Annotated in this window: 26 protein-coding genes and 1 pseudogene; 12 read left to right on the top strand and 15 right to left on the bottom strand. The window is 72.8% G+C overall.

The window, feature by feature from the left end:
* Positions 1–3 precede the first annotated feature (3 nt).
* The 5 genes and pseudogenes from thiS to ACIP64_RS11200 all read left to right on the top strand — a co-directional run bounded on the left by thiS (position 4) and on the right by ACIP64_RS11200 (position 4,502).
* A complete protein-coding gene (thiS, locus tag ACIP64_RS11220) occupies positions 4–204 on the top strand; it encodes a sulfur carrier protein ThiS (protein WP_401584739.1) in 201 nt (66 codons plus the stop codon).
* A 5-nt stretch (positions 205–209) separates the two neighbouring features.
* Positions 210–1,010, top strand: coding sequence for a thiazole synthase (locus ACIP64_RS11215; RefSeq protein ID WP_401584067.1), 801 nt, complete (start codon positions 210–212; stop codon positions 1,008–1,010).
* Positions 1,011–1,122: 112 nt separating this feature from the next.
* A complete protein-coding gene (gene pknB / locus ACIP64_RS11210) occupies positions 1,123–3,024 on the top strand; it encodes a Stk1 family PASTA domain-containing Ser/Thr kinase (RefSeq protein WP_401584065.1) in 1,902 nt (633 codons plus the stop codon).
* Positions 3,021–3,907: pseudogene (locus tag ACIP64_RS11205) on the top strand (deoxyribonuclease IV). Before pknB ends, ACIP64_RS11205 begins: the two are co-directional and overlap by 4 nt.
* 97 nt (positions 3,908–4,004) lie before the next feature.
* Positions 4,005–4,502 (top strand): DUF4396 domain-containing protein, encoded by a 498-nt coding sequence (locus ACIP64_RS11200; protein WP_401584062.1) that lies wholly within the window; start codon positions 4,005–4,007, stop codon positions 4,500–4,502.
* Between the two features lie 15 nt (positions 4,503–4,517).
* On the opposite strand, the gene ACIP64_RS11195 is transcribed toward ACIP64_RS11200, so the two are convergent.
* Entirely contained in the window at positions 4,518–5,132 is a 615-nt protein-coding gene (locus ACIP64_RS11195; RefSeq protein ID WP_401584060.1) for a sulfite oxidase-like oxidoreductase, read from the bottom strand.
* A 171-nt stretch (positions 5,133–5,303) separates the two neighbouring features.
* On the opposite strand from ACIP64_RS11195, the gene bfr reads away from it, so the two are divergent.
* Entirely contained in the window at positions 5,304–5,783 is a 480-nt protein-coding gene (gene bfr / locus ACIP64_RS11190; protein WP_360911372.1) for a bacterioferritin, read from the top strand.
* Positions 5,784–5,792: 9 nt separating this feature from the next.
* Here bfr and ACIP64_RS11185 read toward each other — a convergent pair whose 3' ends face one another.
* The 3 genes from ACIP64_RS11185 to ACIP64_RS11175 all read right to left on the bottom strand — a co-directional run bounded on the left by ACIP64_RS11185 (position 5,793) and on the right by ACIP64_RS11175 (position 8,152).
* Positions 5,793–6,071 (bottom strand): bacterioferritin-associated ferredoxin, encoded by a 279-nt coding sequence (locus ACIP64_RS11185; RefSeq protein WP_401584056.1) that lies wholly within the window; start codon positions 6,069–6,071, stop codon positions 5,793–5,795.
* 142 nt (positions 6,072–6,213) lie between these two features.
* Positions 6,214–7,563, bottom strand: coding sequence for a class II 3-deoxy-7-phosphoheptulonate synthase (locus ACIP64_RS11180; protein ID WP_401584053.1), 1,350 nt, complete (start codon positions 7,561–7,563; stop codon positions 6,214–6,216).
* 82 nt (positions 7,564–7,645) lie between these two features.
* The gene (locus ACIP64_RS11175; protein ID WP_401584050.1) at positions 7,646–8,152 is read right to left on the bottom strand and encodes a DUF1772 domain-containing protein; all 507 of its coding nucleotides are present in this window, start codon (positions 8,150–8,152) and stop codon (positions 7,646–7,648) included.
* A 248-nt stretch (positions 8,153–8,400) separates the two neighbouring features.
* On the opposite strand from ACIP64_RS11175, the gene erm reads away from it, so the two are divergent.
* From erm to ACIP64_RS11160, 3 genes are all read left to right on the top strand, one after another.
* Positions 8,401–9,192 (top strand): 23S ribosomal RNA methyltransferase Erm, encoded by a 792-nt coding sequence (erm, locus tag ACIP64_RS11170; RefSeq protein WP_401584047.1) that lies wholly within the window; start codon positions 8,401–8,403, stop codon positions 9,190–9,192.
* 219 nt (positions 9,193–9,411) lie between these two features.
* On the top strand, positions 9,412–11,361 hold the full coding sequence (locus ACIP64_RS11165) for an anthranilate synthase family protein (protein WP_401584045.1): 1,950 nt from the start codon (positions 9,412–9,414) through the stop codon (positions 11,359–11,361).
* 67 nt (positions 11,362–11,428) lie between these two features.
* Positions 11,429–11,815, top strand: a complete 387-nt coding sequence (locus tag ACIP64_RS11160; protein WP_401584042.1) for a hypothetical protein — start codon at positions 11,429–11,431, stop codon at positions 11,813–11,815.
* Positions 11,816–11,821: 6 nt separating this feature from the next.
* On the opposite strand, the gene ACIP64_RS11155 is transcribed toward ACIP64_RS11160, so the two are convergent.
* The 5 genes from ACIP64_RS11155 to ACIP64_RS11135 all read right to left on the bottom strand — a co-directional run bounded on the left by ACIP64_RS11155 (position 11,822) and on the right by ACIP64_RS11135 (position 16,459).
* Positions 11,822–12,472 (bottom strand): uridine kinase, encoded by a 651-nt coding sequence (locus ACIP64_RS11155; RefSeq protein ID WP_401584040.1) that lies wholly within the window; start codon positions 12,470–12,472, stop codon positions 11,822–11,824.
* A 131-nt stretch (positions 12,473–12,603) separates the two neighbouring features.
* Positions 12,604–13,632 (bottom strand): 6-phosphofructokinase, encoded by a 1,029-nt coding sequence (locus ACIP64_RS11150; RefSeq protein WP_401584038.1) that lies wholly within the window; start codon positions 13,630–13,632, stop codon positions 12,604–12,606.
* Between the two features lie 175 nt (positions 13,633–13,807).
* Positions 13,808–14,467, bottom strand: a complete 660-nt coding sequence (locus ACIP64_RS11145) for a response regulator (protein ID WP_401584035.1) — start codon at positions 14,465–14,467, stop codon at positions 13,808–13,810.
* Positions 14,468–14,484: 17 nt separating this feature from the next.
* Positions 14,485–15,636 carry a MacS family sensor histidine kinase gene (macS, locus tag ACIP64_RS11140; RefSeq protein WP_401584736.1) on the bottom strand — a complete coding sequence of 384 codons (1,152 nt, stop codon included), beginning with the start codon at positions 15,634–15,636 and terminating at the stop codon, positions 14,485–14,487.
* A 109-nt stretch (positions 15,637–15,745) separates the two neighbouring features.
* Positions 15,746–16,459: a lysophospholipid acyltransferase family protein gene (locus ACIP64_RS11135; RefSeq protein ID WP_401584733.1), complete on the bottom strand. Its 714-nt coding sequence runs from the start codon at positions 16,457–16,459 to the stop codon at positions 15,746–15,748.
* Positions 16,460–16,589: 130 nt separating this feature from the next.
* Between ACIP64_RS11135 and ACIP64_RS11130 the strand changes: the two genes are divergently transcribed.
* Positions 16,590–17,393, top strand: coding sequence for an alpha/beta hydrolase (locus tag ACIP64_RS11130; RefSeq protein ID WP_401584033.1), 804 nt, complete (start codon positions 16,590–16,592; stop codon positions 17,391–17,393).
* On the top strand, positions 17,386–17,913 hold the full coding sequence (locus ACIP64_RS11125) for a hypothetical protein (RefSeq protein WP_401584030.1): 528 nt from the start codon (positions 17,386–17,388) through the stop codon (positions 17,911–17,913). Before ACIP64_RS11130 ends, ACIP64_RS11125 begins: the two co-directional genes overlap by 8 nt.
* 6 nt (positions 17,914–17,919) lie before the next feature.
* Here ACIP64_RS11125 and ACIP64_RS11120 read toward each other — a convergent pair whose 3' ends face one another.
* From ACIP64_RS11120 to ACIP64_RS11095, 6 genes are all read right to left on the bottom strand, one after another.
* Entirely contained in the window at positions 17,920–18,684 is a 765-nt protein-coding gene (locus ACIP64_RS11120; protein WP_401584027.1) for an endonuclease/exonuclease/phosphatase family protein, read from the bottom strand.
* 96 nt (positions 18,685–18,780) lie between these two features.
* Complete coding sequence (locus ACIP64_RS11115) at positions 18,781–19,722, bottom strand: ROK family glucokinase (protein ID WP_360911399.1); 942 nt, start codon at positions 19,720–19,722, stop codon at positions 18,781–18,783.
* A gap of 89 nt (positions 19,723–19,811) precedes the next feature.
* The gene (locus tag ACIP64_RS11110; RefSeq protein WP_401584023.1) at positions 19,812–20,213 is read right to left on the bottom strand and encodes a DUF5304 family protein; all 402 of its coding nucleotides are present in this window, start codon (positions 20,211–20,213) and stop codon (positions 19,812–19,814) included.
* A gap of 79 nt (positions 20,214–20,292) precedes the next feature.
* A complete protein-coding gene (locus tag ACIP64_RS11105) occupies positions 20,293–21,486 on the bottom strand; it encodes an ArsA family ATPase (protein WP_401584020.1) in 1,194 nt (397 codons plus the stop codon).
* Between the two features lies 1 nt (position 21,487).
* The gene (locus tag ACIP64_RS11100) at positions 21,488–21,931 is read right to left on the bottom strand and encodes an SRPBCC family protein (protein ID WP_360911405.1); all 444 of its coding nucleotides are present in this window, start codon (positions 21,929–21,931) and stop codon (positions 21,488–21,490) included.
* Positions 21,932–22,030: 99 nt separating this feature from the next.
* Positions 22,031–22,798: a metallophosphoesterase gene (locus tag ACIP64_RS11095; protein ID WP_401584017.1), complete on the bottom strand. Its 768-nt coding sequence runs from the start codon at positions 22,796–22,798 to the stop codon at positions 22,031–22,033.
* Between the two features lie 285 nt (positions 22,799–23,083).
* On the opposite strand from ACIP64_RS11095, the gene ACIP64_RS11090 reads away from it, so the two are divergent.
* The gene (locus ACIP64_RS11090) at positions 23,084–24,880 is read left to right on the top strand and encodes an AMP-dependent synthetase/ligase (protein WP_401584015.1); all 1,797 of its coding nucleotides are present in this window, start codon (positions 23,084–23,086) and stop codon (positions 24,878–24,880) included.
* Positions 24,881–24,892: the final 12 nt, after the last annotated feature.

The following is a 24,892-nucleotide window of genomic DNA, read 5'->3' as shown; positions in this document are numbered from 1 at the left end:
GCGATGACCGTCTCCGTCAACGGCGAGCCGCACGAGGTGACGCCGGGACTCACGCTCGACCGGCTGGTCGCCGGTCTGACCACCGCCCCCTCCGGTGTCGCCGCCGCGCTCAACGAGACCGTGGTGCCGCGCGGGCAGTGGCCCGCAACCGCGCTGTCCGAGGGCGACCGCGTCGAGGTCCTGACCGCTGTGCAGGGAGGCTGACCGCCATGGCCGACGACCCGCTGACCATCGCCGGAACGGCCTTCGGCTCCCGCCTGATCATGGGGACCGGGGGCGCGCCGAGCCTGGAGGTACTGGAGCAGGCACTGCTCGCCTCCGGCACCGAGCTCACCACGGTCGCCATGCGGCGGCTCGACCCCACGGTCAAGGGCTCCGTGCTGTCGGTGCTGACCCGCCACGGCGTCCGCGTCCTGCCCAACACCGCCGGCTGCCGGACGGCGGGCGAGGCCGTCCTCACCGCCCGGCTGGCCCGGGAGGCCCTGGGCACGGACTGGGTGAAGCTGGAGGTGATCGCGGACGAACGCACGCTGCTGCCCGACCCGGTGGAGCTGCTGGACGCGGCCGAGACGCTGGTCGACGACGGCTTCACGGTGCTGCCGTACACCAATGACGACCCTGTGCTGGCGCGCCGCCTGGAGGACCTCGGCTGCGCGGCGGTCATGCCGCTGGGGTCGCCCATCGGCTCCGGCCTCGGCATCCGCAACCCGCACAACTTCGAGCTGATCGTGGAGCGGGCCTCCGTGCCGGTGATCCTCGACGCGGGGGCGGGCACGGCCTCCGACGCGGCGTTCGCGATGGAGCTGGGGTGCGCCGCGGTCATGCTCGCCTCCGCGGTCACCCGGGCCCAGGAGCCGGTGCTCATGGCCGAGGCGATGCGCCACGCCGTGGAGGCCGGCCGGCTCGCCCACCGCGCGGGCCGCATCCCGCGGCGACGGCACGCCCTGGCCTCCTCGCCCGCCGAGGGCGTCGCGGCGTTCGACCCGGAGCGGCCGGCCTTCGGCGCCTGAGGCACCGCGCCGCCGTGCCCCCGTGCCCCCGCGCGCGGTGCGCCGCGTCACTACGTTGCCGCATTAGCCCAAAGCGGCTATGGCGAACACCGTAAACTGCACCTTTGTGGATATGACCCTTCAAGACCCGCTGGTCGGGCGCACGCTCGACGGCCGCTACCGGGTGGAGGCCCGGATCGCGGTCGGCGGGATGGCGACGGTCTACCGAGCGCTGGACACCCGCCTGGACCGTGTGCTCGCGCTGAAGGTGATGCACCCGGCGCTGGCGGCCGAGCCCGGCTTCGTGGAGCGCTTCATCCGCGAGGCGAAGTCCGTGGCGCGGCTGGACCACGCCAATGTGGTGCAGATCTACGACCAGGGCGCCGACGGCACCTACGTGTACCTGGCGATGGAGTACATCGCGGGCTGCACGCTCAGGGACCTGCTGCGGGACCGGGGCGCGCTGCCTCCGCGCGCGGCGCTGGACGTCCTGGAGCCCGTGCTCGCGGCGCTGGGCGCGGCGCACCGGGCGGGCCTGGTGCACCGCGACATGAAGCCGGAGAACGTCCTCATCGGCGACGACGGCCGGGTGAAGGTGGCGGACTTCGGCCTGGTCAGGGCCGTGGGCGCGCACACCACGACGACCTCGACCACCGGCGTCGTGCTGGGCACCGTGTCCTACATGGCCCCGGAGCAGATCGAGAGCGGCACGACCGATCCGCGCAGCGACGTGTACGCCTGCGGTGTGCTGCTCTACGAGATGCTCACCGGCGGCAAGCCCCGGGTGGGCGGGACACCGATGCAGGTGATCTACCAGCATCTGAACGAGGACATCCCGGCGCCCTCGGCGACCGTGCCGGGACTGGCGCCGGCGCTGGACGCCCTGGTGGCGAACGCGGCGGCCCGCGAGCCCGCGCTGCGTCCGGCGGACGCGGTGGAGCTGCTGGCCCGGCTGCACACCACGTGCGCCGCCCTGACCCCCGCGCAGCTGGACGCCGTTCCGCCCGCGGCGCACGCCCCCGCGCCGCCGGTGGCGGGCACGGAGGAGGCGACCGCCGTGGTGCACCGCACGACACGGCTGGAGATGCCGGCGGAGCCGACGCGGCGGCAGCCCGTCCCCGGCCCCGGGCACGCGTCCGCCGGTGCTCCGAGGCTGCGGGCCCGGCCGGGCATGATCGCCGTGGTGGTCGTCCTGCTGCTCGTCGCGGGCATCGGCGCGGGCGTCTGGTACATCAACGACGGCCAGTTCACGAGGACGCCCGCGGTGCTGAACCTGGCGCGGGCGGACGCCGAGGCGCAGTTGCGGGCCGCCGGGCTCCAGGTCGAGGTCGTCGAGGCGTTCGACGCGGCCACCCCGAAGGGCAAGGTCAGCGGCACCGATCCGGGCCCGGGGACGCGCATCCGCGACGACGGCACGGTCACCGTCACCGTCTCCAAGGGCCCGGCGCAGGTGAAGGTCCCGGACGTGACGGGCAAGTCGCTGGCCCGGGCCCGGGAGGAGCTGGCGTCGGCCGGCCTGACGGCGGGCCGGGTGACCCGGGAGTTCAGCGACGGCGTCCGGCAGGGCGACGTGATCTCCACCGACCCGGGCGGCGGGACGACCCGCAAGCCGGACTCCGCGGTGGCGCTCGTGGTCAGCAAGGGCGCGCCGGTGGACGTTCCCGATGTCGTCGGCGCACCGCTGGAGGTCGCCCGCAGGGCGTTGCAGGAGGCCGGTCTGCGGGTGAAGGTCGCGCCGCAGCGGGTCTTCTCCGACCAGGCCGACGAGGGTGCGGTCGCCGCGCAGGGCACGCAGGCGGGGCAGCAGCTGGCGGCCGGCGACACGGTCACCCTGACCGTGTCCAAGGGCCAGCAGATGATCGAGGTCCCGGACGTCCAGGGCAAGGACGCCGACGTCGCCCGTCAGGAACTGAAGGCCGCCGGGTTCGACGTCCGCGTGATCCGCTTCTTCTTCACGGGTCAGGTCAGCAACCAGTCCCCTGCCGGGGGCAGCCAGGCACCGAAGGGGAGCACGATCACACTGTGGGTGAGCTGACCGACTCCCGTGCGGCCGCCGTCGTGCGCAATCCGGTCGGCGGGCATGTGCCGGTCGCCGGGGGCCTGACCGCCACGGGCCTCGCGGCGGCCGCGCGGCTGGGCGCGGAGGCCGTGCAGGTCTTCGTCGCCAACCCGCGCGGCTGGGCCACTCCGGCCGGCGATCCACGGCAGGACGAGCTCTTCCGCGAGCACTGCGCGGCGGAGGGGATCCCGGCCTACGTCCACGCCCCCTACTTGATCAACTTCGGTTCGCACACCGCGGCCACCGTCGACCACTCGGTGGACTCGCTGCGGCACTCGCTGCGCCGGGGCCGCGGCATCGGGGCGCTCGGCACGGTCGTGCACACCGGGTCCGCGACCGGGGGACGCCCCCGGGAGACGGCCTGGCGCAGGTGCGGGAGCGGATGCTGCCGCTGCTGGACGAGCTGACGCACGAGGACGACCCGTGGCTGCTGCTGGAACCCACGGCGGGCCAGGGCTCCTCGCTGTGCGCGCTGGTGGAGGACCTGGGCCCGTACTTCGAGGCGCTCGACCGCCATCCGCGGCTCGGGGTCTGCCTGGACACCTGCCACGTCTTCGCGGCCGGGCACGACCTGGCGGCGGCCGGCGGGGTGAAGGCCGTGCTGGACGAACTGGTCGCCACGGTCGGTCCGGGCCGGCTGCGCCTGGTCCACGCCAATGACTCCAAGGACGTCGTCGGCGCGCACAAGGACCGTCACGAGAACATCGGCGCCGGTCACATCGGCGCCCCGGCCTTCGCCGAGCTGTTCGGCCACCCCGCGGCCGCCGGTGTCCCGCTGATCGTGGAGACCCCGGACGGCCCGGACAAGACGGGGATGGCCAGGGACGTGGCCACGCTCCAGGCGCTCCGGGACGCGTGACACCCGTGGGCGGGAATACCCCGTGGGGGTATGTTGTTGGAGATCTGCGACCGAGCGGGACCCCCGCCACCGGACGCGCACACGAGGGAGATGCACAATGCAGCACCTCGAGCACGCACACGAGCCGCACGCCTCCTCCGCGCACCACCACCCGGCGGCGCCCTCGGGCTGGCCCGACGCCGCGCGCGCGACCCTGCACTGCCTGACCGGCTGTGCGATCGGCGAGATCCTCGGCATGGCCGTCGGCACCGCGCTCGGCTGGCACAACGTGCCGACCATGGTCCTGGCCATCGTGCTGGCCTTCGTCTTCGGCTACGCGCTCACGATGCGCGGGGTCCTGCGCGCGGGCGTGGACTTCCGTACCGCGCTGCGGGTGGCGCTGGCCGCCGACACCGTCTCGATCGTCTTCATGGAGCTCGCCGACAACGGGACGATCGCGGTCTTCCCGGGCGCCATGGACGCGACGCTCGCCGACGCGCTCTTCTGGATCAGCCTGGCGCTGTCCTTCGTGGTGGCGTTCCTGGTCACCACGCCCGTCAACAAGTGGCTGCTCGGCCGCGGCAAGGGCCACGCGGTCGTCCACCGGTACCACTGAGCACCGGGGCGGGGGCTACAGCTCCGGCCCGTCTCCGGGCTCCTCCTGGTACGAGTAGCGCTGCTCGGACCAGGGGTCGCCGACGTTGTGGTAGCCGCGCTCCTCCCAGAAGCCGCGGCGGTCGGCGGTCATGTACTCCACGCCCCTGACCCACTTGGGGCCCTTCCAGGCGTAGAGGTGGGGCACGACCAGCCGGGCCGGGAAGCCGTGCTCGGCGGTCAGCGGCTCGCCGCCGCGATGGGTCGCGAATATGGACGTGCCTGCGGCGAAGTCCGACAGCCGCAGGTTGGAGCTGAAGCCGTACTCGGCCCACACCATCACATGCGTGGCCTCGGGTGCGGGCGGCGCGAGCCGCAGCATCTCGGCCGCGGCGACCCCGCCCCACTCGACGCCGAGCATGCTGAACTTGGTGACGCAGTGGAAATCGGCCATGACCGTCGCGTACGGCAGCGCCGAGAACTCCTCGTGGTTCCAGGCGTGCTTGGCGCCGTCGGCCGTGGCGCCGAAGACCTGGAAGTCCCACCGGTCGGGCTTGAACCTCGGCACCGGGCCGTAGTGGGTGACCGGCCAGCCCCGCTGGAGCCGCTGCCCCGGGGGAAGCGCTCCCTCGTGGCGTTCGGACGGACCCATGCGTCCATGGTGACAGACCGGATGCCGTGCTACCGACCACCTGTGGGGCATATCGCTTCTTTACGGATGAATCGGTCGACCGGGGTAAGTGTGGACTTACTGGATCGGCCCCGCCCGGCGGTGCGAGGATGCGCGCATCGTGTCGATTTCTCCGGAAAGGACGGGTTTGCCATGCAGGGCGACCCCGAGGTCATCGAGTTCCTGAACGAGCAGCTGACGGGCGAGCTCACCGCCATCAACCAGTACTTCCTGCACGCCAAGATGCAGGAGAACTTCGGCTGGACGAAGCTCGCCAAGTACACGCGGCACGAGTCGTTCGACGAGATGAAGCACGCCGAGGTGCTGACCGACCGCATCCTGTTCCTGGAAGGCCTGCCCAACTACCAGCGGCTCTTCCATGTGCGGGTGGGACAGACCGTGACGGAGATGTTCCAGGCCGACCGCCAGGTCGAGGTGGAGGCGATCGACCGGCTCCGGCGCGGCATCGAGGTCATGCGGGCCAAGGGGGACATCACCTCGGCCAACATCTTCGAGGACATCCTCGCGGACGAGGAGCACCACATCGACTACCTCGACACGCAGCTCGAACTCGTCGAGAAGCTCGGGGAACCGCTGTACATCGCCCAGCTCATCGAGCAGCCGGACAGCTGAACCGTCCGGTCAGGCGGCGCTCGCCGCGGCCGGCAGCGGCGCGGGCACGGGCGGCGCGACCGGCAGGGCGGTGGGGCGCGGCGCCGGTGCGGAGCTCCCGACGGCGGGCACGCCGCGGCCCGCCCAGCTCTCGCCGCGGCCGAGAAGCGCCTGGATGCGGCGTACGCAGGAGCCGCAGTCGGTGCCCGCCTTGCAGGCGGAGGCTATCTGCCGCGGGGTGCAGCGCCCGGCGTCCGCATGCTGCTTGACCTGCTCTTCGGTGATGCCGAAGCATGAGCAGACGTACACGCGCTCTCACCCCCGTTTCTCGGTTCCGGCTCAGGTTAACCTAACCTTACCCGGCCATCGAGTGGCTGAAAACCGTCGAAGGGGCGCGGATCGATGTGATCCGCGCCCCTTCGCGTGTCCGCCTGCGGGCGGTGTCAGCGGGTCACTGCCCGCGGTACATCTCGGCCACCAGGAAGGCCAGGTCGAGCGACTGGCTGCGGTTGAGCCGCGGGTCGCAGGCCGTCTCGTAGCGCTGGTGCAGGTCGTCGACGAAGATCTCGTCGCCGCCGCCGACGCACTCGGTGACGTCCTCGCCGGTCAGCTCGACATGGATGCCGCCGGGGTGGGTACCGAGGGCGTGGTGCACCTCGAAGAAGCCCTTGACCTCGTCCAGGACGTCGTCGAAGCGGCGGGTCTTGTGGCCGGAGGCCGCCTCGAAGGTGTTGCCGTGCATCGGGTCGCACACCCACGCCACCTGGGCGCCGGAGGCGGTGACCTTCTCCACCAGGTTCGGCAGCAGGTCGCGCACCTTGCCCGCGCCCATGCGCGTGACGAACGTCAGCCGGCCCGGCTCGCGGTCCGGGTCCAGCCGGTCGATCAGTGCCAGCGCCTCCTCGGGCGTGGTCGTCGGGCCGAGCTTCACACCGAGCGGGTTCCGGATCCGGGACGCGAACTCGATGTGCGCGTGGTCCATCTGCCGGGTGCGCTCGCCCACCCACACCATGTGCGCGGAGACGTCGTACAACTGGCCGGTCCGCGAGTCGACGCGGGTCAGCGCGCTCTCGTAGTCGAGCAGCAGCGCCTCGTGCGAGGAGTAGAACTCGACGGTCTTGAACTCCTCCGGGTCCGCGCCGCAGGCGTGCATGAAGTTCAGCGCGCGGTCGATCTCCCGGGCCAGGGCCTCGTAACGCTGCCCGGACGGCGAGGACTTGACGAAGTCCTGGTTCCAGGCGTGCACCTGGCGCAGGTCCGCGTAGCCGCCGGTGGTGAAGGCGCGCACCAGGTTCAAGGTGGCGGAGGACGCGTGGTACATCCGCTTCAGCCGGTCCGGGTCCGGCACGCGGGAGGCCTCGGTGAAGTCGAAGCCGTTGACCGAGTCGCCGCGGTACGTCGGCAGGGTCACTCCGTCGCGGGTCTCCGTCGGCTTGGAGCGCGGCTTGCTGTACTGGCCGGCGATCCGGCCCACCTTCACCACCGGCACGGAGGCGGCGTAGGTGAGGACCGCGCCCATCTGGAGCAGGGTCTTGAGCTTGCTGCGGATCTGGTCGGCGCCGACGTGGTCGAAGGCCTCGGCGCAGTCGCCGCCCTGGAGCAGGAACGCCTCACCGCGGGCCACGGCCCCCATGCGGTCGCGCAGCTGGTCGCACTCGCCGGCAAAGACGAGAGGGGGATAGGACTCGAGTTCCGCGATCACTCGGCTCAGCGCCTCGGTGTCGGGGTACTCGGGCTGCTGGGCCGCGGGCAGAGAGCGCCAGGTGTTGCGCCCGGCGAGGGAATCAGCGTTCACGGTCACGCACCCCACATTACGTGGTTGTGTCCGGTGCTCGGCGCACCGGACCAGTGAATGAGACGGCGATTCCACATCGCGTACGGCCTCAGGAACCGGCCGCGCCGGCCCGTCCGCTGAGGACGAGCGCCCAGGCGAGGCAGCCGAGGGCGCCGGTGCACAGCAGGGTGCGCACCAGGTTCCAGCGCACCCAGGCGGCTTCGAAGCGCTCGCGGACGGCGGCGGGATCGGTCATCGCACCGGGCGGGCCGGCGGCGTCCAGCCGGTCGTTGAGCGGGATGCTGACGGCGAAGGTGACGACGAGCACGAGCAGGTAGCAGACCGTACCCGCGACCACCCAGGGCAGGACCGTGCGCGCGCCGTCGCGGACGCAGAGCACCGCACCCGCGGCACCGAGCAGCAGGGCGCCCGCGAAGACCAGCAGGAACCAGCCGTTCTGGATGGCCGCGTTGATCCGCTGCATGGCCTCGACCAGGGTCCGGTCGCCGGTCCTGGCGAGGCCGGGCATGACGGCGACGGAGAAGGCGAAGAAGAGGCCGGCCATCAGGCCGGTGGCGACCGCGGCCGCCGCGAGGACTGCGTCTCGGGACGTCATGGCACCAGTGAAAGGCCGACACGGTGAGACGGGACATGGCCGGAAGGCTCGTTCCCATACGCGAGCGTCCACGGGGGCACCGCGAACAGCGCCGCGGAAAACCGGGTGCGCCGGGGCGGCCGCCCCCGATAGCGTGCCGTGCATGGGTTGGCACTGGATTCGGACGCGCCGGGCATAGCCGCGGCGCACACCGCCGCGGCATCGGGTCCACCGTCGGAGCCATTCCACATGTCGCGGAGTACACACCCATGTCTGACCACCAGTCCCTGGTGGGCGGCCGGCACGAGCTCGGCCAGAACTTCCTCACCGACCGTACGGTCCTCGCCTCCATCGAGGCCCTCGTCGCCCGCACCAGCGGCCCCATCGTCGAGATCGGGCCCGGCGACGGCGCGCTGACCGTCCCCCTGAGCCGGACCGGCCGCCCCCTGACGGCCGTCGAGATCGACCCCCGGCGCGCACGGCGCCTGGCCCGGCGGCTGCCGCCGGGCGTGCGGATCGTCAACGCCGACGTCCTGCGGTACCGCCTGCCGAGCGAACCGCATGTCGTCGTCGGCAACCTCCCGTTCCACCTCACCACCCCGATCATGCGGCGGCTGCTGTCCGCCGGCGGCTGGGAGTCCGCCGTCCTGCTCGTCCAGTGGGAGGTCGCCCGCCGCCGCGCGGGCGTCGGCGGGGCCAGCATGATGACCGCCTCCTGGTGGCCCTGGTACGACTTCGTCCTGCACTCCCGGGTGCCCGCGCGGGCCTTCCGCCCGGTGCCGTCCGTCGACGGCGGCCTGCTGACCGTCGCCCGGCGCACGGACCCGCTCGTCCCCCCGGGCGAGCGGCGCCCCTACCAGGCGTTCGTCCAGCGGGTCTTCACCGGACCGGGGCGCGGCGTGCGCGAAGTCCTCGCGCGCACCGGCCGGTTCGACCGCCGGGAGCTGCACGTGTGGCTGCGCGCCGAGCGCCCCGCGCCGGCCGCGCTGCCCAAGGACCTCACGGCGCGGCAGTGGGCGTCGCTGTGGGCACTCGCCTCGTCGGGCGCCGGCCGGAGGTGAGCAGGGTGCGCGGCGGCGGAATGCGTTATCGTGCACAACATGTACGCACAGCAGACGCACCTGCAGTGGTGGTGGACCGCGGATCCGGCGGCCCACTAGCGACGCGTACCACTTGACCGACGCGAAGGCCGCCCGAAGGGCGGCCTTCGGCGTCTGTGCGGCCGTCCCTTCCCTGGTGGTCCCCCTTGACGGATGACCGGACGATCGGAAGGACCCGCCGTGGACGACGAGAAGAACCCGCTTACCTCAGCAGCGCTCGTGGAGCGGCTGCTGGACCCGGCATGCCCGCCGTTCGCGCTGATCCGGCGCAGGACGCCGGGGCGCGACACGGACACGGTCGAGGTGCTGCTCGGCCCCGTCTCCACGGTGGAGCGGCTGACGGACATCGCCCTGCCGAAGGGGGCGCCGGAGGGCGGCCGCCCGGTCGCCGACGCGCTGGCGCTGGTGCCGTACCGGCAGATCAGGGAGCGCGGGTTCGAGGCGCGGGACGACGGGACGCCGCTGGTGGTCCTGCACCCGCAGGAGGCGTACGAGATCCCGCTGCCGGAGCTGGAGCGGGCGCTGCCCGCCCACCAGGTGCACGTGGAGCACGGCGGCTTCGACGTGGACGACGACGCCTACGCCGGGATCGTGGAGCGGGTGATCGAGGACGAGATCGGCCGCGGCGAGGGCGCGAACTTCGTGATCCGCCGGACCTTCCGCGGACGGATCCCCGGCTTCTCCGCGGCGGACGCGCTCGCGCTGTTCCGGCAACTGCTGGACGGCGAGCGCGGCGCCTACTGGACGTTCGTGGTGCGCACGCCGGAGCGGACCCTGGCCGGGGCGAGCCCGGAGGTGCACGTCCGGATGGCGGGCGGCACGGTCGTGATGAACCCGATCAGCGGCACCTACCGCTACCCGCCGCAGGGGCCGGACATGGACGGGCTGCTCTCCTTCCTGCGCGACGTGAAGGAGGTGGAGGAGCTGACCATGGTGGTCGACGAGGAACTGAAGATGATGTGCACCGTCGGCGACCTCGGCGGCGTCGTCGTCGGCCCGCGCCTGAAGGAGATGGCGCACCTGGCGCACACCGAGTACGAGCTGCGCGGCCGCAGCACCATGGACGTCCGCGACGTGCTGCGCGAGACGATGTTCGCCGCGACGGTGACCGGTTCCCCGGTGCAGAACGCCTGCCGGGTCATCGAGCGGTACGAGCCCGGGGGCCGGGGCTACTACGCGGGCGCGCTGGCGCTGATCGGCCGGGACGGCGGCGGCGTCCAGACCCTGGACTCCCCCATCCTGATCCGCACCGCGGACATCGACGCCGCGGGAGGTCTCGGGGTGCCGGTGGGGGCGACGCTGGTCCGCCGCTCGGACCCGTACGGCGAGGTCGCCGAGACCCACGCCAAGGCGGCGGGCGTCCTGGCGGCCCTGGGGGTCCGGCCGGGCGCCGCCCGCGAGCCGGGAGGGCCGCGGCGCCGGCTCGGCGACGACACGCGGGTGCAGGCCGCGCTGGCGGGACGCCGCCGCAACCTCGCGCCGTTCTGGCTGCGGATGCAGGCCCCCGCCGGCGAGGGCGAGCCGGGCCCGCTCGCCGGACGGCACGCCTTCGTGGTCGACGGCGAGGACACCTTCACCGCGATGCTGGCGCACGTCCTGCGCTCGTCGGGGCTGGAGGTGACGGTGCGCCGCTACGACGCGCCGGGCCTGCGCGAGGCCGTGCGCGCACACCGCGGCCCGGTCGTACTCGGCCCGGGGCCGGGAAACCCGGCGGACACCAGGGACCCCAAGATGGCGTTCCTGCGCGCACTCGCCGCGGAACTGGTGCGGGACCACCGGCACGGGCTGCTGGGCGTGTGCCTCGGCCAGGAGCTGATCGCCGCGGAGCTGGGTCTCGACATCGTGCGCAAGGACGTCCCGTTCCAGGGCGCGCAGACGGCGGTCGACCTGTTCGGGCGCACGGAGACGGTCGGCTTCTACAACTCCTTCACCGCGCGCTGCGGCGACAAGGCGGCGGAGGAGCTGGCCATGCACCGGGTCGAGCTGAGCCGCGACCCGGCCACGGGCGACGTGCACGCGATGCGCGGACCGGGCTTCGCCGGGGTGCAGTTCCATCCCGAGTCCGTGCTCACCCTGAACGGCACGGCGATCGTGACGGAGCTCCTGGCGTCGCTGGTGACCGCCGGCTGAGGCCGGGTCGGCCCGGCCCGGGCGAACGGACGGGGTGGACGGGGTGGGCGGGGACGTTGAACGGCACATGGAGTCCGCGCACGCCCGTCCCGTCCCGTCCCGCGCCGACGGCCCCATGAGGTTCGGGGTGCTCCTCGCGGCGGCTCCGCTGTTCCTGCCGGCCCTCATCGTTCGGGCCGGGTCCTTGTTCCGGGCGGCAATGCAACCGCACCAGATGGACTGCGCGGAAACCGGGTCGTTCCTCGGCGGCGCGATACCAAGCGAGGCCACGGACATCAGCTGCCCGGGCTGCTCGGTCGACTTCCGGCTGCCGCACGACCGGGCCGGGGCACTGCTGACCGCCGCGTATCCCCGGCTCACGGAAGCGGACCCCTCCACCTGCGTCGCCGACCTCTGCCCGGAGGGCGGTGCCGACGGCACCGCGGACGTGCACATCGACGCCTACGACGTGTGAGGGCCGTCAGACGGCGGCCGCGGGCAGCTGCCGCGTCCGGGGCGCGGCAGCGCGGGACCGCCGGGGGCGTACGGGGGCGACGGGCTCGGGGGCCGGCGCCAGGGTGGCGCCGACCAGTCCGAGGACGGCGGCCAGCATCTCGGGGCCGTCGGCGGTCCCGTCGACCACCAGGTCGGCCCGGGCCCGGGAGGGCGCCACATGGGCGGCGTGCCGGTCCCGGCCGGTCTGCAGGTAGTTCCGCAGCGACAGCAGCGGGTCCTGCCGCTGGACCTCGATCTTCCGCAGGATCTTGCGCGCCAGGCGGACGTCGTCGGGGGCGTCCACGTACACCCGCCAGGCCGCCCGTGACAGGACGGCCGGGAGGGTGAGCGCGAACAGCCCCTCGACGACGACCAGGCGCACCCCGGGCAGCAGCCGGGCCGCGTCGATCGCCTCACCGACGGCGGTCTCGTCGATGGAGCCCGGATGGTTCCAGTCCAGGACCTCGTGCCCGCCGGCGCTGACCGTCCACACGCCCCTGCGCGGGTCGTGCGCGGGCACGTAGTGGTCGTCCAGGTGGATCAGTGCGATGGTCTCGGTACAGGTCAGCGACAGGGCTTCGGCCAGCGTGGACTTGCCGGATGCGGTGCCGCCTGCGACCGCCAGTACACCCGTCATGCCGGGCGCTCCTCATGTGCTCAAGGGGGAAAAACGAAGCGGCCGGACAAGCCGGGTGGAGGGAATGTACGGCCGCGTGTTCGCCCATGGCAAGCGGGGAAAGCCCAGGGGACGCCGGGGAAACGAGCTGTTTACCCGAAGAAGACACCGGCCTCGGCGTACAGCTTCGGGTCGACCGTCTTGAGCTGCTTGGTGGCGTCCGCCAGCGGGACCCGGACGATGTCCGTGCCGCGCAGGGCGACCATCTTCCCGAAGTCCCGGTCGCGGACCGCGTCGATGGCGTGCAGGCCGAAGCGGGTGGCCAGCCAGCGGTCGAAGGCACTGGGGGTGCCGCCGCGCTGGACGTGGCCGAGGACCGTGGTGCGGGCCTCCTTGCCGGTGCGGCTCTCGATCTCCTTGGCCAGCCACTCGCCGACGCCGGACAGTCGGACATGGCCGAAGGAGTCGAGGCTGCCGTCCTTCAGCACCACGTCGCCGTCCTTGGGCATCGCCCCTTCGGCGATGACCACGATCGGCGCGTAGCGGATCTTGAAACGGCTCTCCACCCAGGCGCAGACCTGGTCCAGGTCGAAGCGCTGCTCGGGCACCAGGATGACGTTGGCGCCGCCGGCCAGGCCCGAGTGCAGGGCGATCCAGCCCGCGTGCCGGCCCATGACCTCGACCACCAGGACGCGCATGTGCGACTCGGCGGTGGTGTGGAGGCGGTCGATGGCCTCGGTGGCGATGTTGACCGCCGTGTCGAAGCCGAAGGTGTAGTCGGTGGCGGCGAGGTCGTTGTCGATGGTCTTCGGTACGCCGACGCAGGGGACCCCGTACTCGTCCGACAGGGCGGTCGCCACCCCGAGGGTGTCCTCGCCGCCGATCGCGACGAGCGCGTCCACCTCGTACTTGGCGAGGTTCTCCTTGACCCGGCGCACGCCGTTCTCCGTCTTGAGCGGATTCGTGCGCGAGGAGCCGAGGATCGTACCGCCGCGCGGCAGGATCCCGCGGACGGCCGGGATGTCGAGGGGCACGGTGTCCCCTTCCAGCGGCCCGCGCCAGCCGTCCCTGAAGCCGACGAACTCGTATGCGTACTCCTGGACACCCTTGCGCACGACGGCACGGATGACCGCGTTGAGCCCGGGGCAGTCACCGCCGCCGGTCAGGACGCCAACTCGCATGATCCTTCCCCTTCCCGTTCGCACCATTTGCCTGCGCCGAAGACGCTAGCGTGACCGGTGTCACATACGGGATGGGCCGTTCGGTGAAATCCCTTGGCACGCGGGCAGGTTGGAAGGCCGGATTCACTCGTCCGAGTGCGGCAGGCGGAGCAGTGCCATGAGGGCGCCGGCGGGGTTACTCCTCGTCGAGTCCGCGTTCGATGGCGTAGCGGACCAGCTCGACGCGGTTGTGCAACTGGAGCTTGCCCAGGGTGTTCTGCACATGGTTCTGCACGGTGCGGTGCGAGATGACGAGCCGTTCGGCGATCTGCTTGTAGCTCAGCCCCTTGGCCACCAGGCGCAGTACCTCGGTCTCGCGGTCGGTGAGCCGCGGCGCCTCGGGCCGGTCGGCCGCCACGGGCGCGGGGTCCGAGGCCAGGCGCCGGTACTCGCCGAGGACGAGGCCGGCCAGGCCGGGGGTGAAGACGGGGTCGCCGACGGCGGTGCGGCTGACGGCACCGAGGAGTTCGTCCCGGCCGGCGGACTTCAGCAGATAGCCGGTGGCACCGGACTTCACGGCCTCCAGGACGTCCTCGTGCTCCCCGCTCGCCGACAGCACCAGCACCCGCAGGGCCGGGTTGTCGGCGATGACGTCCTTGCAGACCTGGACGCCGGACAGGCCCGGCAGGTTGAGGTCGAGGACCAGCACCTCGGGCTGCGCGGCCTTGGCGCGGCGCACCGCCTCCGGGCCGTCGCCCGCCGTCGCCACCACGACGTATCCCGCCTCGGTGAGGTCGCGCGCGACCGCGTCCCGCCACATGGGGTGGTCGTCCACCACCATCACCTTTACGGCCATGACCCCAATCTCCTCCCTCATTTGCCGAGCCTCAACTCGACTTCTGTCCCCTGGCCGGGCACCGACACCAGCTCCGCCGCGCCGCCGAGGTCGCGCAGCCGCCCCCTGATGGACTGGGCGACGCCGAGCCGCCCCTCGGCCTCCGCGTCGGCGAGCCGGCCCTCGGGGATGCCGGGCCCGTCGTCGCGGACGCTGACGAGGACCGCGTCGGGCGCGTCCTCCAGCAGGATCCACGCGTGCGCCCGCTCCCCCGCGTGCTTGCGCACGTTCTCCAAGGCGGCGCCCACCGCGGCGGCGAGTTCGGCGGCCGCGTGCGCGGGCAGCAGGACGGGGGTGCCGGGGGCGGCGACGGTGACACGGGTGCTGCCGTACGGGGTGAGCAGGGCCCGCAGGTCGCGGGGCGCATCGGGGTCCGGGGCCGCGTCGTCCGCTCCGGCCTGGCGCGGAGCGGGGACCCCGGACAGCGCCGCGGAGCCGCCGCCGATCAGGGCGCGCAGGGCGGCCTCCTGCTCACCGGCCATGATGCCGAGCGCCTCGGCCTGGCCGCCGATCTCGGTGCCCCGCCGCTGCACCATCGCGAGCACCTGGAGGACGTTGTCGTGGATGTCCCGGGCCAGCCGCTCCCGCTCCCGGGTGGCGGCCTCGATCTGCAGGGCGCGGGCGAGGGTGCGCTCACTGGCGCGGGCGACCTCGACGACGTAGCCGATCGCGATGCTGGCGATGGCCACCAGCAGCACGTTGTGCACGGTGTCGCGGGCCGGGGCGCCGCGTTCGACCAGGTTGGCGCCGCCGACCAGGCAGGAGGCGGCCGCCGCCCAGCGCCAGCCGCCCTTGATGGCGAAGGCGAGGACCGAGCCCGCGGTCCATATCGAGGGCAGGGTGGGCCCGCCCTCGACGATGCGCTGGTGCGTCTCGACGACGGGGGTGAACAGGATGCCGGTGAGCGCGATGCCGAGGTCCACGAAGAGGAAGCCCCGGGTGCACCGCTGCGGCGAGCTGACCATGCCGAGCGTGGCCAGCGTCCACACCACGAGCACCGCCATGAACGCGATGCCCGGCACCGGCCGGGCGTGGCCGTCGTAGCCGACGGCGAACAGCGCGACGGCATAGCCGGCGGTGAGCAGCCGGTAGCCCGTCAGGGCGCGCCACAGCGGCTGCTCGACCGACATGCGGACGACACGCCCCTTCGGGCGCCCGGCCGTCCCCGCCGCCGGGCGCGCGACCGTGCCGCGGGCCGTGTCCCTGGCCATGGGCCTCCCCCGTTCCCCCGGGCCGGGGCTATGCCCCGGGTTCTGCCTGCTGCTTCTTCGCCGCCTCGGCGATCTGGCGCTTGGCGGCGGAGGCGTAGACGTCCACGTACTCCTGGCCGGAGAGCTTCATGATCTCGTACATCACCTCGTCGGTGACCGAGCGCAGGATAAAACGGTCCTGCTCCATGCCCTGGTAGCGGCTGAAGTCCAGCGGCTTGCCGATCCTGATGCCGGGACGCATCAGCTTGGGCATGACCTGGCCCGGCGGCTGGATCTTCTCGGTGTCGATCATGGCGACCGGGATCACCGGGGCGCCCGTGGCGAGGGCGATCCGGGCCAGGCCGCCGGGCTTGCCGCGGTAGAGCCGCCCGTCGGGCGACCGGGTGCCCTCGGGGTAGATGCCGAAGAGCTCGCCGGACTCGATGACCTTTATCCCGCTGCGGATGGCCGCCTCGCCGGCACCGCGCGCGCCCGAGCGGTCCACCGGAAGCTGGCCGACGCCCTTGAAGAAGGCCGCGGTGAGCTTGCCCTTGACGCCCGGCGTGGTGAAGTACTCGGCCTTGGCGATGAAGGTGACCTTGCGGTCGAGCACGGCCGGCAGGAAGAAGGAGTCGGAGAAGGACAGATGGTTGCTCGCCAGTATCGCGGGTCCCCGCTTGGGGATGTTCTCCATGCCCTCCACCCACGGCCGGAAGGCGGCGCGCAGGGGGTGGCCGATCGCGATCTTCATCACGCCGTACAACAACCGATGACCTCCTGTGTCTGACGGGAAGACCTTAACGCCAGATCGGGCAGGGCTCTCCCCCGGTGTGAGCCGTCCGCGTACTGTGAGGTATCGCTTTCCGCGCATTCCACCGAACAGGAGACCTACGGTGCCGCTCATGCCCGGGGCCGAGTCCTATCGCCACGACGGCGGCGACATCGGCGTCCTGCTGTGCCACGGCTTCACCGGCACTCCGCAGTCCATGCGCCCGTGGGGCGAGTACCTGGCCGGGCGTGGTCTGAGCGTGTCGGCGCCGCTGCTGCCGGGGCACGGCACGCGCTGGCAGGACATGCAGGTCACCGGGTGGCAGGACTGGTACGCCGAGGTCGACCGGGAATTCCGCGCCCTGTCCGGACGCTGTGAACGCGTGTTTGTCTTCGGAATGTCCATGGGCGGTGCGCTGACGCTGCGCCTCGCCGCCCAGCACGGCGCGGCGGTCAGCGGTATCGCCCTCGTGAACCCCTCGGTCAAGGCCGACAGCCATCAACTCAAGGCCGTGCCGGTGCTGAGGCACTTCGTGCCCTCGGTGCCCGGCATCGCCAGCGACATCGCGAAGGAGGGCTCCACGGAGGTGGGCTACGACCGCACCCCGCTGCACGCGGTGCACTCCCTGAGCCGCTTCTGGACCCTCGTGCGGCGCGACCTGCCCCAGGTGACCCAGCCGCTGCTGCTCCTGCGCAGCCGGGTCGACCACGTCGTCCACCCGTCCAACTCGGCGCTCGTGCTCAGCCGCGTGTCGTCGACGGACGTGACGGAGACCGTGCTGGAACGCAGCTACCACGTCGCCACCCTCGACCACGACGCAGAGACGATCTTCGAGCAGTCCTGGGAGTTCGTGCGCCGGCTGACCGGCGCCGGGCCGTCCGCGGGCGACGACGAGAGCAACGAGAAGGAGGACGCCGCCCGTGGCTGAGCCCGAGGACGACCGCCGTCCGCTGCCCGAGGGCGGCGAGCCCGAGCCCAAGCCGGTCGACGAGGCCGCCGCCTGGGCCGAGATCGTGGCGGGGTACGACGACGACCCGGAGCCCGGCACGGCGTCCTGGCCCGAGGCCGAGGACGTCGCCGAGGGTTCCGGCAAGCCCGGCCCCGTCGTGGTGCCGACGACGCCCGAGACCACCTCCATCGTCATCCACCCCGTGCTCTCCGGTCCCCGCGACTACGAACTCGACGAGGACGAGGACGAGGGCCACTTCGTGCCGCCGGAGCCGCCGCCGCTGCCGAACGCCGACGTCACCACCAAGTTCGCCTGGCTGGCGGCGCTGGGCGGTCCGCTGCTGATCTTCGCGTTCGTCCTCTTCCAGGAGGAGATGCCGTGGTGGGCCATCACCGTCGGCATCGGAGGCTTCCTGGGCGGCTTCGCCACCCTGGTCACGCGGATGCGGCCGGGCGGCGACGAGGACGACGACCTGCCGGGCGGCGGCGCGGTCGTCTGAGCCCGGTCAACGCACCGACGGCACCCTGAGGGCGGCCAGGACCGGAAGATGGTCCGTGGCCGCCCTCAGGTCTGCGCGGGTGACGCCGCGCAGCGCCTCGGGGACACCGCAGCCGAGGACCTCGATGCCGGAGGTGGCGAAGACGGCGTCGATGCGCTGGTGCGGGTCGCCGGGCGTGGAGGTGTACTCGCCGCCCCAGGGCCGGACCGCCCAGGCGTCCTGGAGTTGACCGGCGAGCCGGCGGAAAGTGCGGCCGTCCGGGCGGTCGTTGAGGTCGCCGCCGGCCACCGCGTGGGGCTCGCCCATCGCGGCGAGGCGGTCCAGCAGCATCCCGCCCTGCGCGTAGCGCTCCTGGGCCCGCAGCGACAGATGGCAGCTCAGCACGGACAGCCGGGCGCCGCCGATCCGGACCACGGCGGTCGCGAAGCCGCGCTGGTGCAGCCCGGGGGTGCGCGGCAGCAGGACGTCCTCGGTGCGCTCCACGTGGACCCGCAGCGAGGAGAGCACCAGCGGGCCCGCGGCGGTCGCCCCGCCGGTGACCGTCACCATCCCCGAGTCCCGGGCAAGCCGGGCGACCGCCTTGCGCCAGCGGAAGAAGCGGGGTGCCTCCTGGATCAGCGCGATGTCGGGCGCGCAGGCCCGGATGACCCGGCCGAGGGCGGCCTTGTCGTCCCTCATCGAGCGGACGTTCCAGCTCAGGACGCGGACGACGGCGGAGCCGTCCGGCTCCGTACGGGACGCCGGCAGATCCGGCCGCGGGACCTCGCTCACGCCGTCACCCTACTCGCCCGGCACAGCGGTGCCCCCGCACTCCGCGGAAGCGGGGTACGGGGGCACCGGTGCTCAACGGGCGGCCGGTTGCGCGGCTCAGCCCTGGCGGGCCAGGTCGGCGGCGCCGACGAGACCGGCCTTGCCGCCCAGTTGGGCGGCGAGGACCTGGGCGTGCGGCCGCAGCTGACCACCCACCAGCCAGCGGCGGAAGGACTTGCGGATCGGGTCGAGGACGAGTTCGCCCTCGTCCGAGACACCGCCGCCGACGATGAAGGCGGAGGGGTCGAAGAGCGACGCGAGGTCGGCGAGTCCGGCGCCGGCCCAGCGGGCGAGTTCGCGGAACGAGTCCACCGCCACGCTGTCGCCGCCGCGCGCGGCCTGGCTGATGTGCTGGCCCTGGATGCCCTCGGGTGTGCCGTCGCCGAGCGAGAGCAGCAGCGCCGCGTTCTCGGGCTGGGCCACGGCGCGCTGCTTGGCGTAGCGCACCAGGGCGCGGCCGGAGGCGTACTGCTCCCAGCAGCCCTGGCTGCCGCAGCCGCACAGCAGTCCGTCCGGGACCATGCGGATGTGGCCGAACTCGCCTGCCACGCCGAAGCGGCCGCGGCGCAGCTTGTTGCCGATGATGATGCCGCCACCGAGTCCGGTGCCGAGCGTGATGCAGATGACGTCGTCGTGGCCCTGGCCGGCGCCGAAGCGGTACTCGCCCCAGGCGGCGGCGTTGGCGTCGTTCTCGACCACGACGGGAAGTCCGACGCGCTGCTCGACCTTGTCCTTCAGCGGCTCGTGCCGCCAGCGGATGTTGGGCGCGAAGAGCACGGTGGCCCGCTTGTCGTCGACGTAGCCGGCGGCGCCGATGCCCACGGCCTCGACCGTGTGGCTCGTGCTGACGTCGTGGACGGCTGCGGCGATGGCGTCGACCACGCCTTCGGAAGTCGACGGAGTCGGCACCTTGACGATTTCGAGAATCGAGCCTTCCTCGTCGACCACGCCGGCCGCGATCTTCGTGCCGCCGATGTCGACGCCGATGGTGAGTCCCATGTGTCCCTCAGTATTCGGTCGATCCCCGCTGCGTCCAACCGTACCGGAGGGCGGGGTCCGCCCCGTTCCGCCCTTTGTTCAGTTCGTGTTCAGTCCAGGTCAATGCGTTCGCTGGACGGGCCGGCGTCGCCGGAGGTCCAGCGCCGTTCATGGCCTCCGACGGCGGCCCGGTAGGCGGCCATCAGTTCGGCGCCGGCCGCCGCGAGGTGGTCGAAGACCTCGGGGTTGCGTTCGACGACGGGCTCGACCGCCTGCCTCACCTGGGCGATGAGCCCCTGGGCGGCCATCTCGGCGGCGGGGCTGCGCAGCAGGGAGATCCGCTCGGTCACGGCCTCGGCGAGCCGTCGCAGTTCCTCCGCCGCACTGCCCGGCTCCTGCCCGGACTGCTGGCGGCGGCGGGCCTTCTCCGCCGCGATGTCCTCCGCGCTCGCCTTGGCCCAGGCGTCGTGATCGGCCGCGGGGCGGTCGGTACGGTCCGTGGATTCGCTCATGGTGGGCTCCGTGGGGCGCTCCGGCTTTTGACTACGACGTTACCCGAATGAAGCCGGTGCGTTCAGGGGGCCATCGCCGTCATCGGGGCCAAAGCGCCGGATCGGGAACGAACCGGACCTGCAGCGCGCCGTCGCGCAGGGCGGCCCCCTCCACGGTGCAGCGGCGCAGCGCGGACGGCAGCGGCAGGATGCGCCGGTGGCCTTCGGCGTCCACCACGAGCTCGTCGCCGCGGCGGACGAGGTCCACGGTGTCCCGCAGCGCGCCCGGCAGCGGCAGCCGCCACAGGAAGTGGCCCTCGGCGGCGAGCCGGTCCTCGGTGGTCCAGGGCGGCGCGGCGGGGCCCTCGGCGGCCGGGGCGGGCGGCTCGGCCCCGAGCCGTGCCAGGTCCCCGGTCCCGCGCGGTTCGCGTCCCAGGTGCGGCAGTTCGTGCAGGGCGGTGCCCGTGTCCGCGATCTCGGCGCGCAGGGCGCGCAGTTCCTTGCGCTGCACGCCCGACAGTTCGGCGAGCCACGGGTCGGGCGAGTGCGCGGGCAGCAGCCGGTTGGCCACGACGGCCTCCAGCCGGTGCCCGTGCAGGGCCAGTCCGGCCCGGGCGTGGCGCACCGCCTCGGCGGCGTGCGCGCCGGGCTCGACGACCAGCCGTACGGTCGTCGCCGCGTCCTCCACCACGGCCTGGGCGGCGGCCAGCTCGCGATCGGCGCGGGCGGCGGCCTCGTACGCCCAGGGGCCCGGCGCGGGGACACCGGCCAGCTGGGCGAGGACCGGGCGCAGGGCACGGGCGGCCTGGCGCTGTTCGGGCAGCAGCCGGGCGAGGTAGCGGCGCAGTTGCTCCGGCAGGGCGAGTGCGGCGAGCGCCGCGCGCACCGGCGGGAGGTCGGCCACGACCAGGTCCCAGCCGTCCGCCGTGTCGCGCAGGGCGCGGAGCAGGGCGAGCGGTTCCGCGCCGGGGAGTTCGGTGAGCTCCTCGGGGTCCAGCGGCGCGGCGCCGAGCAGTTCGAGCAGTGCGCCGACCCGGCCCTGGAGCTCCATGGCGTCGGCCCGGAAGGAGGCAGCGGGGTCGATCCGGGCGGCCCACAGCCCCGGCACGGAGGGGACAGCGACGGGGACGGGGCCTGCGGCGGCGTCCGTGCCGAGAACGCGTTCCAGCGCCCCGCCGCGGTCCGCGGACAGGAGCAGCACCCGGCGCCCGGGGGCGGCGGCGGTCACGGCGGTGGCGGCCGCGACGGTGGTGCGGCCCGCCCCGCCGGCACCGGTGACCAGGACCGTGCGCACGTCAGTCCTGGGACTCGACGCGCTTCTTCAGGCCGGCGAGGGCACGGTCGATGATGACCTTCTCGGCCTTGCGCTTGATCATGCCGAGCATGGGGATCTTGACGTCGACGGTCAGCTGGTAGGTGACCTCGGTGCGCTTGCCGTCCTCGACGGGGACGAGGAGGTAGGCGCCGTCCAGGGTGCGGAGCATCTGGGACTTGACCAGCGTCCAGCGCACCTCGCTGGTGCCGACCCAGGTGTAGGCGAGGGTGTGGTCGTCCTTGATCGCACCGGCGTCGAGGAGGAGGCGGACCTGCTCGGCGCGGCCCTCGGGGTCGGCGGCGAGGATCTCGGCCTCCTTCACCTCCCCGGTCCACTCCGGGTAGCGGGCGAAGTCGGAGATGACACCCATGACATCGGCCGGGGCCGCGTCGATCGTGATGCTGGACCTCGTGTGTTCCGCCATCGCCGTGGCCCCTCCGGGACGTCGCGTCATGTACCTGCTGTCGTGTGCCTGCCGCTGAAGGCTACCGCCTGGTCGGACGCCCGCAGACCTCCGGGGCCGTCACCATTGCAGTGCCCACGGCGTTCTCGTCGAGTTGAAGTGACCGACGTTCACGCATTCGGTCGTGCCGATGCGCATCCGGGGCACCAGCGGCTGGTGGACGTGGCCGAACAGGGCGTACCGGGGCCGGGTGCTGCGGATCGCGTCCAGCAGAGCCTCGCTGCCGCGCTCGAAGCGGCGGGCGACCGTGTCGTAGCAGAGCTCGGGCACGGCGGGCGGGATGTGCGAGCAGAGCACGTCGACCTCGCCGAGGGCGGCCACCTTGGCGGCGTAGGTCTCGTCGTCGATCTCGTACGGGGTGCGGTAGGCGGTGCGCAGGCCGCCGCCGACGAACCCGAAGACCAGGCCGCCGATCTCGGCGGTGGCGCCGTCGAGCACGGTCGTGCCCGGCCCGGCGTACTCGGGCCACAGCGCGGGGATGTCGACGTTCCCGTACGTGGCGTACGTCGGCGTGGGGAAGGCGGCGAACAGTTCGGCGTACTGGCGGCGCACGGCGGCCTCGATGGCGGTGCGCCGGTCGGTGCCCAGGCCGCCCCACAGCTCCCGGTCCAGGGCGCGGGCCTCGTCCCAGCGCAGGGCGGTGCGCAGGGCGACCATGCGGGAGGCGTTCGCCGCGCCGAACAGGTCGGGGAAGATGCCGCGCGAGTGGTCCGCGTAGTCCATGAACAGGACGAGGTCGCCGAGGCAGACGAGGGCGTCGGCCCCCTCCCCGGCCTTGGCGAGCGCCTCGGCGGCGCCGTGGACATCGCTGACGACGTGGACACGCATGCCGATCACTCTAGGCCGCCGGGCCGGGCCCGCGGGCGGTGCCGGCGGGGCCCTTGTTACCTGCGGGTTGTCGGGTACCTCGACTAGGCTTTCCACCAGTGGATACGCGCTGGGCCGCAGCGGACCACCGGAATGTGACCACGATGTGACACACAAAACATCTACACGGCACCCCCTACCGCTGGAGCTTTACCGGTGGGTAACGTCCGGGCAGTCCGCACCACTGTTCACCCCCGCAGTGGCCGCAGCCAGCACCGCCGCCGGCGCCGATGAGGAGCAGCAGTCTTGCGCGAGTTCAGCCTTCCGGCACTCTACGAGGTCCCCGCGGACGGCAATCTGACGGATCTCATCCGCCGCAACGCCGCTCAGCACCCGGACGTCGCCGTCATCGCCCGCAAGACCCCCGCCGGTGACTGGGCGGACGTCACCGCCACCGCGTTCCTCGCCGAGGTGCGCGCGGCCGCCAAGGGCCTGATCGCCTCGGGCGTGCAGCCCGGCGACCGGGTCGCCCTGATCTCCCGCACCCGCTACGAGTGGACGCTGTTCGACTTCGCCGTGTGGAGCGCGGGCGCCGTCACCGTTCCGGTCTACGAGACCTCCTCGGCCGAGCAGGTCGAGTGGATCCTGTCCGACTCCGGCGCGGTCGCCGCGATCGTGGAGACCGAGGCGCACGAGAAGTCGGTGGAGTCCGTCCGCGAGCGCCTGCCGCAGCTGAAGCACGTGTGGCGCATCGAGGGCGGCGCCGTGGAGACGCTGACCGCCGCCGGGACCGACATCGCCGAGGCGACGGTCGACGAGCGCGGCGCGTACGCCAAGGCCGACTCGCCCGCGACCATCGTCTACACCTCGGGCACCACCGGCCGCCCCAAGGGGTGCGTGCTCAGCCACCGCGCCTTCTTCGCCGAGTGCGGCAACGTGGTGGAGCGGCTGAAGCCGCTGTTCCGGACCGGCGACTCCTCGGTGCTGCTCTTCCTGCCGCTGGCGCACGTCTTCGGCCGGCTGGTCGAGGTGGCCAGTGTGATGGCCCCGATCAAGCTCGGGCACGTCAGCGACATCAAGAACCTGACCGGCGAGCTGTCCTCGTTCCGGCCGACGATGCTGCTGGGCGTGCCGCGCGTGTTCGAGAAGGTGTACAACTCCGCCCGCGCACAGGCGCAGGCGGGCGGCAAGGGCAAGATCTTCGACAAGGCGTCCGACGTCGCGATCGAGTTCAGCCGCGCCCTGGACTCGGCGAACGGGCCCTCGCTGGGCCTGCGCTTCAAGCACAAGGTCTTCGACCGGCTGGTCTACAGCAAGCTGCGCGCCGTGCTCGGCGGCCGCGCCGAGTACTCCATCTCCGGCGGCGCGCCGCTCGGCGAGCGGCTCGGCCACTTCTACCGGGGCATCGGCTTCACCGTCCTGGAGGGCTACGGCCTGACGGAGTCCTGCGCGGCCACGGCCTTCAACCCCTGGGACCGTACGAAGATCGGCACCGTCGGCCAGCCGCTGCCGGGTTCCACCGTCCGCATCGCCGACGACGGCGAGGTGCTGCTCCACGGCGAGCACCTGTTCAGCGGCTACTGGAACAACGAGGCGGCGACGGCGGAGGCCGTCACGGACGGCTGGTTCCACAGCGGCGACATCGGCGCGCTGGACGAGGACGGCTACATCACCATCACCGGCCGCAAGAAGGAGATCATCGTGACCGCGGGCGGCAAGAACGTCGCCCCGGCGGTGATCGAGGACCGCATCCGCGCCCACGCGCTGATCGCGGAGTGCATGGTGGTCGGCGACGGCAAGCCGTTCATCGGCGCGCTGGTGACCCTGGACGAGGAGTTCCTGCCCCGCTGGGCCGAGCAGCACGGCAAGGCCGGCCGCACGGCCGCGGCGCTGCGGGAGGACCCGGACCTGCTGGCCGAGGTGCAGTCGGCGGTCGACGACGGCAACGCCGCGGTGTCCAAGGCGGAGGCGGTGAAGAAGTTCCGCGTCCTGGCGACCCAGTTCACCGAGGAGTCCGGGCACGTGACGCCGTCGCTGAAGCTGAAGCGCAACGTGGTGCTGCGGGAGTTCGCGGACGAGATCGCCGCGATCTACACCACCTGAGCACCGGCGGTC

Origin of the sequence: Streptomyces sp. NPDC088733 (assembly GCF_044751185.1) — a bacterium.
GTDB lineage: Bacteria > Actinomycetota > Actinomycetes > Streptomycetales > Streptomycetaceae > Actinacidiphila.
Note: the sequence above shows the minus strand (reverse complement) of the source record. Positions and strands in the feature narration are given on the sequence as shown.

Coding starts and splice junctions, on each gene's coding strand:
- thiS (WP_401584739.1), top strand. CDS start 4: ATGACCGTCTCCGTCAACGGCGAGCCGCACGAGGTGACGCCGGGACTC.
- ACIP64_RS11215 (WP_401584067.1), top strand. CDS start 210: ATGGCCGACGACCCGCTGACCATCGCCGGAACGGCCTTCGGCTCCCGC.
- pknB (WP_401584065.1), top strand. CDS start 1,123: ATGACCCTTCAAGACCCGCTGGTCGGGCGCACGCTCGACGGCCGCTAC.
- ACIP64_RS11200 (WP_401584062.1), top strand. CDS start 4,005: ATGCAGCACCTCGAGCACGCACACGAGCCGCACGCCTCCTCCGCGCAC.
- ACIP64_RS11195 (WP_401584060.1), bottom strand. CDS start 5,132: ATGGGTCCGTCCGAACGCCACGAGGGAGCGCTTCCCCCGGGGCAGCGG.
- bfr (WP_360911372.1), top strand. CDS start 5,304: ATGCAGGGCGACCCCGAGGTCATCGAGTTCCTGAACGAGCAGCTGACG.
- ACIP64_RS11175 (WP_401584050.1), bottom strand. CDS start 8,152: ATGACGTCCCGAGACGCAGTCCTCGCGGCGGCCGCGGTCGCCACCGGC.
- erm (WP_401584047.1), top strand. CDS start 8,401: ATGTCTGACCACCAGTCCCTGGTGGGCGGCCGGCACGAGCTCGGCCAG.
- ACIP64_RS11160 (WP_401584042.1), top strand. CDS start 11,429: ATGGAGTCCGCGCACGCCCGTCCCGTCCCGTCCCGCGCCGACGGCCCC.
- ACIP64_RS11155 (WP_401584040.1), bottom strand. CDS start 12,472: ATGACGGGTGTACTGGCGGTCGCAGGCGGCACCGCATCCGGCAAGTCC.
- ACIP64_RS11150 (WP_401584038.1), bottom strand. CDS start 13,632: ATGCGAGTTGGCGTCCTGACCGGCGGCGGTGACTGCCCCGGGCTCAAC.
- ACIP64_RS11145 (WP_401584035.1), bottom strand. CDS start 14,467: ATGGCCGTAAAGGTGATGGTGGTGGACGACCACCCCATGTGGCGGGAC.
- macS (WP_401584736.1), bottom strand. CDS start 15,636: ATGTCGGTCGAGCAGCCGCTGTGGCGCGCCCTGACGGGCTACCGGCTG.
- ACIP64_RS11115 (WP_360911399.1), bottom strand. CDS start 19,722: ATGGGACTCACCATCGGCGTCGACATCGGCGGCACGAAGATCGCGGCC.
- ACIP64_RS11110 (WP_401584023.1), bottom strand. CDS start 20,213: ATGAGCGAATCCACGGACCGTACCGACCGCCCCGCGGCCGATCACGAC.
- ACIP64_RS11100 (WP_360911405.1), bottom strand. CDS start 21,931: ATGGCGGAACACACGAGGTCCAGCATCACGATCGACGCGGCCCCGGCC.
- ACIP64_RS11095 (WP_401584017.1), bottom strand. CDS start 22,798: ATGCGTGTCCACGTCGTCAGCGATGTCCACGGCGCCGCCGAGGCGCTC.